This window comes from Paenibacillus xinjiangensis (assembly GCF_059686975.1).
On record NZ_JCAALS010000030.1, the window covers coordinates 70,698 to 82,252 of the forward strand.

Here is an 11,555-nt window from a genome sequence, read left to right on the forward strand (position 1 = left end):
CCGCCTCTCTATCTTTATCATTAGCCGCGCAGTAAAGACTCTGCTCCATCAATATAGACGGTTGTACCGGTAATATGGTCTGAGTCATCGGAGCCGAGGAACAAGGCCAGCTTGGCGACTTGCGACGGACGTCCAGGTCCTTTTTCCAAAGGCTGATCGCCCTCCGGATACTCTACGGGAATCGTCACCTCATCAAGCTCCGGCGTTCTCTCTGTGCTCTCGTCAATGTTCGTCTTAATCGCTCCCGGGCAGATTGCATTCACACGAATGCCGTAATCGGCTAACTCTAGTGCTGCCATCTGTGTAAAAGCGGTCTGCGCAGCTTTCGTGCTGCTGTAGGCGCTGAACCCAATGTTGGAGAACACCCGATTGCCATTAATCGAGCTCGTAATAATGATGCTTCCGCCGTTCTCCTTCAATAGCGGGATGGCATGCTTAACCGTTAAGAACGTTCCGTTCAGGTTGACCTGAACCGTCGTGTTCCAATCCTTCAGCTCCATAAGCTCAATGGGAGACAGTACACCGTTAATGCCTGCGTTGGCAAAAACAATATCGAGCCGGCCGAGCCGTGCGCTTATCTGCTCATAGGCCCCGCGAATCTGCTTCTCGTTCGATATATCAGCTTCAATAGCAATGCAGGTCGCTCCATACGATTGAACTTGCTTTTGGACATCGACTAAAGCTTCTTCTTTCCTATCGAGCAGAGCCAGATCAGCGCCTTCCTTGGCAAAATGAAGAGCTGCTGCCCGTCCGATACCCGATCCGGCCCCCGTTATGAATGCTATTTTGCCAGCAAGCCGGCCTGTACGCTTATTGTCATTACCCATCATAAGATCCTCCTTTTGTATGTTGCTTTATCATCTTTATTTAATGTTTCACCCGAAAAGCTGAAGGATAAACAAATGAACGTTTTTTTTGATAAATTTATCAGTAGTGGAATATATCTTTCGTCGTAGTATGCAAAGCGGTGATGTTTCATAGGTTTTTGTAGATGACAGAGCTGCCTGCCTACGTCTCATTAACGCCAAAATATTCCTTCGTTAAGGTACTAATGGCTCTATTTCTTGGCAGATAGGAGTAAGGATTGACTCTGACAATAAAGTGAGCTGTCTCTAGAACGACAAGCAATACAATTACAGCCTTGTGAGTGGTAAAGATAAACAAGGATTGAATCAAGAAAATATTTTTGAAACGTTTCCAATAAAACTATTGAAACGTTTCCATTTTGGTGTTACTATAGCAATTGTATTCAAGCTTTAGATGGAGGTTCATATGTCGAGCATAAAAGATGTTGCGGTATTAGCAGGCGTAGGCGTGGGAACCGTATCCCGGGTTATCAATAACGTCGGCGCGGTTAAGCCTGAAACACGTAATAAAGTGCAGGCTGCAATTAAAGAGTTGAATTACGTGCCTAATGAAGTAGCAAGAAATTTTAAAATGCAGAAGTCCAAGATGGTTGCTCTTATGCTTCCAAGTATTTGGCATCCCTTTTTCTCTGAATTAGCCTATTACATTGAAGATGAGCTGGACCGTGAGGGCTATAAGCTAATGCTGTGCAACAGCGGGGGCAAGCCGGAGAAGGAGCTTTATTATCTGGATATGCTTCAGCAGAATAAGGTTGCCGGTATACTCGGCATTACTTACAATGACATCGATAATAATGTAACTTCAGAGATTCCGATTATTAGTATTGACCGCCATTTCAATAAATCGATTACTTGTGTAACCTCGGATAATTTCGAAGGAGGCCGTCTGGCTCTACAGGAGCTAGTGAAGGCGGGCGCGAAAAAACCAGCATTCATCGGAAGCCTCACGTTAGTGTCCAGTGAAACGATGAATCGAAGAAAGGGCTTCGTCCACGAGGCCATGGCTCTAGGCATTGAGCATGTCGTCTATGAAATGCCTGATCCGGTAGAGGATGATGACCTGTTTTATAATAACTTCTTCTCCTTGCATAAGGATGTAGATGGCATTTTTGCTATTACAGATATGTTTGCTGCTAAATATATAGACAGAGCGAGCAGCCTTGGTATTCGCGTTCCGGAGGATGTGAAGGTCGTCGGATATGACGGAATTCAGGATCACCCTTATTTTCACCCTGTTCTATCCACCATTAGACAACCGGTAGAGGAGATGGCCAGAACAGCCGTGAAGCTCTTGTTTAGACGAATAGACGGCGAAACGCTAGAGAGAGAGACGTACCAGCTGCCAGTCACTTTTAGACAAGGAGAAACGACATAATTTTTTTTTAGTCCAAATTGGAAACGTTTCAATTATCGCCAGAGTGATGGAGGGAGAGCTTTATGAACGCTACAACAACAAGAGAAATAGTAGAGAAGGAACCGAGAATGAAGTCGAAAAGCCATGCATGGGCGCGGATAAAACGCAACTATGAGCTCTATTTGTTCCTGCTGCCAATCATCGTAGTGTATTTGGTTTTTAGATATTACCCCATGTACGGGGTTCAGATTGCATTCAAGGATTTCTCAGCCAGTCAAGGAATCTGGGGCAGTGAATGGGTGGGCTTCAAGCACTTTATTCAGTTTTTCAACGCTTATAATTTCTGGCCTATTATTGAAAATACGATAACGTTAAGTCTCATGTCGCTCCTATTCGGTTTTCCTATTCCGATTATCGTAGCGCTGATGTTGAATCAGGTGCTTGCGAAGCGGTTCAAGAAAGTTGTTCAGACTGTTATTTATGCGCCTCACTTTATTTCAACGGTCGTACTGGTGGGGATGCTGCATGTGTTCTTGTCGCCCAATAGCGGGATTGTGAATCACCTCATTACCTTCTTCGGCGGCGATCCTATTCTATTCATGGCGGACGATGGATGGTTCAGGCCATTATATGTGCTATCGGGCATCTGGCAGGAGACAGGGTTCTCGACGATTATCTACCTCGCTGCATTAGCAGGGGTAAGTCCTGAGCTTCATGAAGCCGCTATCATGGATGGGGCAAGCAAGCTTAAAAGGATACGTCACGTTGATATTCCGGGGATTTTACCGACCATTATTATTCTTCTTGTACTCGCAGTGGGCAACATTATGAGTGTTGGTTTTGAGAAAGCATTCCTGATGCAAAGTGACCTAAACTACCAAACCTCGAATATCTTGCCGACTTACGTATATGAACAAGGGATTATGAAAGCGCAATACAGCTTCTCTGCTGCGATTGGTTTATTCAATTCCGTCATCAATATTCTATTGCTATTTATCGTTAACCGGACTGCTAAGAAACTAACAGAAACCAGCTTGTGGTAATGGAGGTAAATAACATGGAATTATGGGCCAAACGCAAAAGCAAAGTTGATGTGCTATTCGACTTTATCAATTATTCGCTGCTGACAGTAGGTATGCTGCTTATACTGTACCCTTTGTATTTTGTACTAATTGCTTCTGTAAGCGACCCGAATCAAATCTACTCCGGCGATGTATGGCTTTATCCCCAAGGCTTCACGCTGGACGGTTATAAGAGAATCTTTAACGATTCGGCAATATGGATCGGTTATGGGAATTCCTTGCTATATGCATCAGTAGGAACTGCATTCAGTGTCATATTGATTCTACTGTCTGCTTACCCGCTGTCCCGCAAAGATTTTGTCGGCAGAAGCTATTTCATGTGGTTCTTCATGCTGACGATGTTTTTCGGAGGAGGCTTGATTCCAACCTACTTGCTGATCAAGGACTTAGGCATGCTTAATTCGATATGGGCAATGGTTGTTCCTGGTGCAGCCGGTGTGTTCAACATTATCATCGTTCGCACCTTTTTTGAGAGCAGTATTCCTGATGAGATGCGGGAGGCTGCCTTCATAGATGGAAGCTCCAATACGAAGTTCTTCCTTAGTATGGTCCTCCCTTTATCCAAGCCGATCATTGCCGTTATGGTGCTGTATCACGTGGTAGGCTTCTGGAACGGATTCTTCGATGCTCTCATTTACCTGAGTGATCAAGCGAAATATCCACTCCAGCTGGTGCTGCGCAACATTCTTGTGCAGAACCAGGTGAACTCCAGCATGATGGTAGACATCGCTTCCTATTCAGCGAAACTGCGAGCGACTGAGCTCATTAAGTATGGGGTCATTATTGTCGCGAGCTTGCCGTTATTGATGCTGTATCCTTTCCTGCAAAAGTATTTCGTTAAGGGCGCTATGATCGGCTCCATTAAAGGTTAGAAGGCTACAATTCCTATGTGGTAATTCCCTGGGCAAGGCCTCTCAGGTGAGTTATATAGATGAAAACCTGTAGTGCTAAATAAAGAGGAGGGTTTCAACAATGAAAAAGGGATTATCAATAGCTCTGAGCTTGACCTTGGCAGGTACGATTGTGTTGGCTGGTTGTTCTTCGAATAATAACGGTAACTCCGGGGCGAATGCTGGCCCTGTAGTGGAAGTGAACAAGGAAGGTCTTCCTATCGTCAATGAGAAGGTCACCCTATCTATCGTCGCTCCTAAGTCGCCGCTTGCTCCGGATTTTGGAGATATGGAGCTGTTCAAGCGGCTTGAGGAATCCACTAACGTTCATATTGATTGGGAGAACATCCCGGATACTGATTTTGCTGAGAAAAAGAGCTTGCTTCTGGCAAGCGGCGACTTGCCTGATGCTTTTTATGGAGCCGGTTTCACTGATTATGAGCTTATCAATTATGGGAAAGACGGTACGATCATTCCCCTCGAGCAGCTGATTGAAGATTACGCACCTAATCTTAGCAAGCTGCTGGAGCAACGGCCTGATATTAAAGCGTCCATTACAGCTCCAGACGGGCATATCTATGGTCTGCCTACTTGGGAAGAGAATGAACTCGGAACGAATGCATTCTTCCATGTCATCAATAAAAGCTGGCTAGATAAGCTTGGTTTGACCGTACCGCAAACGTTGGATGAATATACGAATGCACTCGTTGCCTTCAAAACGCAAGATCCTAACGGAAACGGCAAAGCCGACGAAATTCCGCTGAGCTTTATGCATATGGGCTGGACCATGGATATTGGAGGATTATTCGGGGCGTTCGGTTTGCCCGATAACCTGGAGCACCGCGTGGTGAGAGATGGCAAAGTTATCTACACTGCTATTCAGCCAGAGTACAAAGAAGCATTGAAGTATTTCAATGAGAAGTGGTATAAGCAAGGATTGATCGATCCGGAATCCTTCACGCAGGAGCCTCCGCAATATTTGGCTAAAGGGAAGACACCAGATGAAACACTTGGCTCCTTCATCTGGTGGGAGAAAGAGGAAGTGGTTGGAACTGACAGGGCAGATGATTATGCACTCGTTGCGCCGCTTACCGGACCGACTGGCAAGAAGACCATCGGCAGAAGCAATGGCGGAGGCCCAGGAAGAGGCGCGTTCGTGATTACGAAGGAAGACAGCAATCCCGAAATCACAATGCGCTGGGTGGATGAGCAATATGAGCCGTATATGGCAGCGCAAGTGCATTGGGGACCAATCGATGTCATTTACAAGAAGGATGAGTCTGGCAAATTGGTCAACCTGCCGCTTCCTGAAGGCAAATCAGCGGGCGAATATCGTCAGCAAGTAGCGCCAGGCTCCGGAGCTCCAGGTATCATCACAAAAGAAGATTTCCAGACAGTCGTCGATATGGAGCCGCGTGCGCAGCAGCGCAAGCAGGATCTGGAGAAGTATTATGATCCGGATATGGAAGCAGAAAACTATCCTAGCATTTTCTTCACACCGGAGGAACTGGATACGATCAATCGCATTGAGCCCGATCTGACTAAATTCGTTAATACGCAAAGAGCTAAATTCCTAGTGGATGGCAACATCGATAAAGACTGGGACAAATATATGAAGCAAGTGAAGGATATGGGCTTAGATGAATTGATGGAGCTGTATCAAACCGGTCTCGACCGCTACAACGAAGCACAGAAGTAGATATAGAGAAATTGCCATGGATAGGCAGAGATGAAAGGTGCTGAATGTACGATGAATAATAGTATATCTGAAGAGAAATTCCGACCTCAGTTTCATTTTACACCGGAAGCGAACTGGATGAATGATCCGAATGGGATGGTCTATTACGAGGGCGAATATCATTTGTTCTATCAATATCATCCGGGAGGTACAACGTGGGGGCCGATGCATTGGGGCCATGCGATCAGCAGGGATTTGATTCATTGGGAGCATCTGCCGATTGCTCTGGCGCCGGATGAGATAGGGTTTATTTTCTCCGGAAGCGCGGTTGTCGATTGGAATGATAGCACTGGCCTGTTCGCAGGAGGCTCCGGTCTGGTCACGATATTTACACATCATAACACGGACCCAGTAACCGAAGAGGTTAAGCAGCAGCAAAGTATTGCCTACAGCTTGGATAAGGGAAGAACCTGGATCAAATATGCAGGCAATCCTGTATTGGATGAAGCGGCGATTATCGATTTCCGTGATCCGAAGGTCATCTGGCACAAGGAGACAAAGCGGTGGGTGATGGTGCTTGCTGCTGGTGATCATGCAAGATTCTATAACTCTACCAACTTAATAGACTGGTCCTTTACCGGTGAATTCGGGCTATTGGAAGGTTCGCATGATGGGGTATGGGAATGCCCGGACCTGTTCGAGCTTCCTGTCCAAGGAGAGCCGAATAAGAAGCGTTGGGTTCTCATCATAAGCATTGGCGATCATCCAGACTATCTGGAAGGATCTCGTACGCAATATTTTATCGGTGACTTTGACGGGCATTCTTTCACGAATGACAATTCCGCAGAAACGGTGCTTTGGGTTGACCATGGCAGGGATAATTATGCGGGAGTGACATGGTCGGATATTCCGGAGGAAGATGGCAGACGAATTTTCCTCGGCTGGATGAGCAACTGGAAGTATGCTAACTTTACTCCGACTGAGTCTTGGAGAAGCGCGATGACTATTCCTCGGGTGTTGTCACTTAAGGAAGGTGCAGACGGTGTAAGACTTGTTCAGCGTCCTGTCGTTGAGCTCGAGAGCCTTCGACAAGAGAAGCTTCATTGGGGCAACAAGCCATTGAGTCCTGCACAGCCTTTTGTTGTAGAGGCTAGAGGTGAGCAGTTGGAGATTCGTGTGAAGCTTGAGCCCGGCAGTGCCAAGCGGCTTGGCTTGAAACTGACAGGACTGAATGGTGAACATACGATTATTGGCTATGATGCACGAACGGAATCCTTGTATGTGGATCGCTTGTCATCAGGGAATAGCGCCTTTCATTCTGGATTCGCCTGTCGACATGAAGCTGCTCTACCATTAGGTAATGAGCCATTATCCCTTCATTTATTCCTTGATCGTTCTTCCGTAGAAGTGTTCGCTAATGATGGCGAAGTGACTATTACGGACCAGATTTTCCCGGAATCCAGAATAGCGGAGCTTGAGCTATTCGCCGAGGATGGCGAAACACAGGTGGTTTCTCTGGAGCTGTACGCCTTAGGCTCCATTTATACCAGCCAACAGACATTAGTCACGAAGGATAGCGTATAACACAAATGGATAAGCGGTGGAGGGAAGGAGTTCCTGTCTGCCGCTTATTTTTTACACAAAACAATCATTCAATGTTAAGGAGCGGTCTTGTATGAAGAGCACAAAGCGCACAAGCAGCCATGAAGATTTAATCGTTTATTTGCCGCTGGATGAAGGGAATGGCAAGACTGCCAGAGATGCAGTATCGGGCAGCCATTACGAGATTAATTATGTGTTTAATGAAGCTAAGTATACAACGCCGCATGATCCGCAATGGAGAACTGGAGTGAAGGGGAAAGCGCTGCTATTCGACGGCTATACGACTTGGGTGAAGGGGCAGGCAGATAAGTCTTTGCAGCCAAGGGAAGCACTCACGATTACGGCTTGGGTTGCTCCTCGTTCTTATGAGTCAGGGGATGAGCAGAGGCTCTCAGCCATTGTGAACCAACATAATCGAGAGCGTAGAGAGGGATATTGCCTAGGCATGTATCGGCATGGATCGTGGTCGCTGCAGCTTGGCATTGGTGGTGTATGGGAAGAGGTCTGGGCGAAGGAAACACCGCTGGTGAAAGAACAGTGGTCATTCATCGCGGCAACGTTCGATAGCAAGGACGGAATGATGAAGCTTTATTTGAATGGCAAGGAAGTGGCTGCACACCGAACTACATCTCATGAGGCTATTACTCCTGCTGATGCAGAGCTGCTTATAGGCAAAAACAATCAAAGCTCGCTGCTCGCCGGTGCTTTTTCGTTAAATATGTTTGATGGCATGATGGATGAGGTCAAGGTGTATAGCCGGGCGCTAGGCGTGGAAGAAATCGTTGAGGCTTATGAAGACGACACCCAGCCTCATGGCGGCAAGCCTCCGGTCATTGCCTATGACGAGATTAAATTAGACAGGAGCTTGTTAACGAGCGATAAGCATCGTCCACAATATCATGTAAGCCCACCTGCTCATTGGATGAACGAGCCGCATGCTCCGATCTATTATGAAGGCTTATATCATCTATTCTATCAGCACAATCCGCAAGGCCCTTATTGGCATAAGATTCATTGGGGACATTGGGTGAGTGATGACATGGTCCATTGGAGAGATCTGCCGATAGCTCTGGCGCCGGAGAAGGATGCCGTTGATCCGGATGGCGTATGGTCCGGAAGTGCCGCTTATGATGAGAATGGCGTTCCCGCCCTCTTCTTCACAGCAGGAGACGATAGTGCGAAGCCGAATCAAAGAGTAGGATTGGCCCGAAGCACGTATCTGGAGGATCATGACAAGGATCTCGTCCATTGGAACAAGCATCCGGAACCATTGATTGTACAGCAGTCGGGCATTGGCAAATTTGGCGACTTCAGAGATCCCTTTGTGTGGAAGGAGGGAGACAGCTGGTATTTACTCATCGGATCAGGTACCGGTAACGGTGGAGGCGCGGTTCTTGCTTATACCTCTGTGGATATGATTCGGTGGGAATACAAGGGGATTCTGCATTCCTCCGATCATAGTAAATATCCGGCCCTTGGGGATATGTGGGAGCTGCCTGTTCTGCTTCCTCTCGGCAAGGATAAGAATGGCGAGGAGAAGCATCTGCTTCTCATTAGTCCGCTTGGCTTAGACGCTGCAGTGGAGGTCGTGTATTGGATAGGAGCCTTCGATCTAGAGAAGATGGTATTCCTTCCTGATCAAGAACAGCCGGAGCTTATCGACGTTGGCGATTTTCATTTTACCGGACCAAGTGGCATGGTTGATCCGAAGACGGGCCGGAACATTATATTTACGATTGCACAAGGAGAGAGGACTCCTCAGCTTGATTACGATTCAGGCTGGGCCCATAATGGCGGATTGCCGCTTAGCGTGTTTCTTCGGGAAGATGGCCGTCTAGGCATTGAACCGATTGAGGAGCTCCAATCACTAAGGGGGAGCGAGCTGGCTTCCTTTTACAACCAATCAATGGATGAGGCGAATGAGCGCTTAAAAGAGATTAAAGGCGATATGCTGGAAATTCAGGTTGAGCTAGAAGCTGTGAACGCTAAGGAGGTAGGCATTCTTGTCCGGCGTTCCCCGAATGGGGAAGAAGAAACGCTCCTTTATTATGATAGGGACAATCGTATGCTGAAGGTCGACCGTACGAGAACGACTCTTGATCCGTTGGAGAGAAGCAAGGGCATTCAAGGTGGTCATTTGGAGCTGGATGGTGATAATGTGAAGCTTCATATCTATTTGGACCGTTCCATGATTGAAGCGTATGCCAATGGTTTGAAGAGCTTGACTACAAGAGCTTACCCAAGCCGTGATGATGCCTTGGGGCTGCAAATATGGGGTGATGGAGCGCTTATCGTTAAAGCGATTCATGTATGGGAAATGAAATCTATTTGGTCATGATGGAGGATTAAATAATGCGTATTGGAGCAATTGAGGCTGGCGGCACTAAGTTTGTATGTGGGATTGGTAATGAGCAGGGTGTCATTGAGGATCGGGTGAGCTTTCCCACACAATATCCGGAGCAAACGTTAGATCATGTCATTCGTTATTTCAAAGACAAGAATGTAGAGGCGATGGGCATTGGCTCATTCGGTCCTCTTAATCTAGATCCGGACAGTCCCGGATTCGGCTATGTTACGACAACGCCTAAGTCTGGCTGGGAGAACTATCCGCTATTAGGCACGCTTATGAAGGTTTTTGATATACCGTTTGGGATGGATACGGATGTGAATGCAGCAGCCTATGGTGAAGCGATATGGGGTGCAGCGCAGGGGCTGGAGAGCTGTGTGTATTATACGGTTGGAACGGGTCTTGGTGTGGGAATCTACTCCGAGGGGAAGCTTGTCCACGGACTAGTTCATCCCGAAGGTGGTCATGTGTTGACGAGACGCCATCCTGCTGATACATTCGCAGGTACTTGTCCTTATCATGGAGATTGCTTGGAGGGGATGGCCGCAGGGCCGGCACTGGAACGCAGATGGGGTGTAAAAGGCAGTGAGCTGACGCCTGATCACCCAGCTTGGGAGATGGAAGCCTTCTATTTGGGCCAGTCGGTGAGCAATACGATTCTAATGCTATCGCCTAAGAAAGTGATTCTGGGCGGTGGCGTGATGCACCAAGAGCAGCTATTCCCGCTTATTCGCAGAGAAGTTGCGAACAATTTGAAGCACTATGTGCAGGCGGATGAAGTGCTGGGCGCTATCGATAGCTATATCGTGCCGCCGGGTCTCGGTAATAATGCGGGGCTGGCTGGCTCGCTTGCTTTGGGGCTTAGGGCACTTACAGCGGACAAGCTTGAGTAGCGCTGTTCATGGCTGTTAAATGATTAAAGAAAGGGCTGCCTGTTGGCTAGGCCACTGAAAAAGTCCCCTTGAGGCAAGAAAGGTACATTCACTCATAAAATGAGGAGGATGTACCTTATTTTTTTGTAAAATTAAAGCATTACAAGGGAGCAGGTGAGCTAATGATTCAAATGCAGCAAACAATGGTCGTAAGTCCATATCTTGAACTCTACAACTTGGTTATTCCTAAGGACAATATGCTGCGGCAAATTAATGAGCTCATTGACTTTTCCTTTGTATATGAAGAACTAAAAGTGAACTATTGCCTGGACAATGGTAGAAATGCTATCAACCCAATTCGGATGTTTAAGTACTTGCTGCTGAAAGCCATTTTTGAATTGTCCGACGGTGACCTCGTCGAACGGTCTAAATACGACATGTCGTTTAAGTACTTCCTGGACATGGCACCGGAAGAGACGGTAATTGATTCCAGTTCATTAACCAAATTCCGCAAGCTACGGCTAAAGGATCTGAATCTTCTCGACATGTTGATCAACAAAACGGTAGAAATCGCAATCGAAAAAGGCATTATACAAAGCAAAGCCATTATTGTCGATGCAACGCATACGAAAGCTCGTTACAACCAGAAGACTCCTCGCGAAATCCTGCAGGACCGTTCTCGAAAACTGAGGAAGGCTATCTACAAGGTCGATGAATCCCTCAAAGCCAAATTCCCTGCGAAGAATACAAGCGATGTGCTGGAGGACGAAATCGCCTACTGCCAAAAACTCATCAAGGTAGTTGAAGAGGAAGGCGGCGTCTGTGCACTGCCTAAGATAAAAGAACCGCTCAATCTGCTTAAAG

General features: G+C 47.0%; 10 protein-coding genes. 8 read left to right on the forward strand and 2 right to left on the reverse strand.

The window, feature by feature from the left end; all coding sequences use genetic code 11:
• Positions 1-20: 20 nt before the first annotated feature.
• Both AC6ESP_RS24400 and AC6ESP_RS24405 read right to left on the reverse strand, forming a co-directional pair.
• On the reverse strand, positions 21-827 hold the full coding sequence (locus tag AC6ESP_RS24400; protein WP_497099333.1) for an SDR family oxidoreductase: 807 nt from the start codon (positions 825-827) through the stop codon (positions 21-23).
• 181 nt (positions 828-1,008) lie between these two features.
• On the reverse strand, positions 1,009-1,176 hold the full coding sequence (locus AC6ESP_RS24405; RefSeq protein ID WP_497099334.1) for a hypothetical protein: 168 nt from the start codon (positions 1,174-1,176) through the stop codon (positions 1,009-1,011).
• Positions 1,177-1,272: 96 nt separating this feature from the next.
• Here AC6ESP_RS24405 and AC6ESP_RS24410 point away from each other — a divergent pair, with 96 nt between their 5' ends.
• The 8 genes from AC6ESP_RS24410 to AC6ESP_RS24445 form a co-directional block, all read left to right on the forward strand.
• On the forward strand, positions 1,273-2,241 hold the full coding sequence (locus AC6ESP_RS24410) for a LacI family DNA-binding transcriptional regulator (RefSeq protein ID WP_497099335.1): 969 nt from the start codon (positions 1,273-1,275) through the stop codon (positions 2,239-2,241).
• Positions 2,242-2,348: 107 nt separating this feature from the next.
• Positions 2,349-3,263, forward strand: a complete 915-nt coding sequence (locus tag AC6ESP_RS24415; RefSeq protein WP_497099347.1) for an ABC transporter permease — start codon at positions 2,349-2,351, stop codon at positions 3,261-3,263.
• Positions 3,264-3,277: 14 nt separating this feature from the next.
• Positions 3,278-4,174, forward strand: a complete 897-nt coding sequence (locus AC6ESP_RS24420; RefSeq protein WP_497099336.1) for a carbohydrate ABC transporter permease — start codon at positions 3,278-3,280, stop codon at positions 4,172-4,174.
• 100 nt (positions 4,175-4,274) lie between these two features.
• A complete protein-coding gene (locus tag AC6ESP_RS24425; RefSeq protein ID WP_497099337.1) occupies positions 4,275-5,891 on the forward strand; it encodes an ABC transporter substrate-binding protein in 1,617 nt (538 codons plus the stop codon).
• Positions 5,892-5,942: 51 nt separating this feature from the next.
• The gene (locus tag AC6ESP_RS24430; RefSeq protein ID WP_497099338.1) at positions 5,943-7,454 is read left to right on the forward strand and encodes a glycoside hydrolase family 32 protein; all 1,512 of its coding nucleotides are present in this window, start codon (positions 5,943-5,945) and stop codon (positions 7,452-7,454) included.
• A 91-nt stretch (positions 7,455-7,545) separates the two neighbouring features.
• Entirely contained in the window at positions 7,546-9,810 is a 2,265-nt protein-coding gene (locus AC6ESP_RS24435) for a GH32 C-terminal domain-containing protein (protein ID WP_497099339.1), read from the forward strand.
• 14 nt (positions 9,811-9,824) lie between these two features.
• Positions 9,825-10,712, forward strand: coding sequence for an ROK family protein (locus AC6ESP_RS24440; protein WP_497099340.1), 888 nt, complete (start codon positions 9,825-9,827; stop codon positions 10,710-10,712).
• Between the two features lie 161 nt (positions 10,713-10,873).
• Positions 10,874-11,555: transposase (locus AC6ESP_RS24445; protein ID WP_497099341.1), on the forward strand; the 682-nt coding region annotated here is incomplete at its 3' end.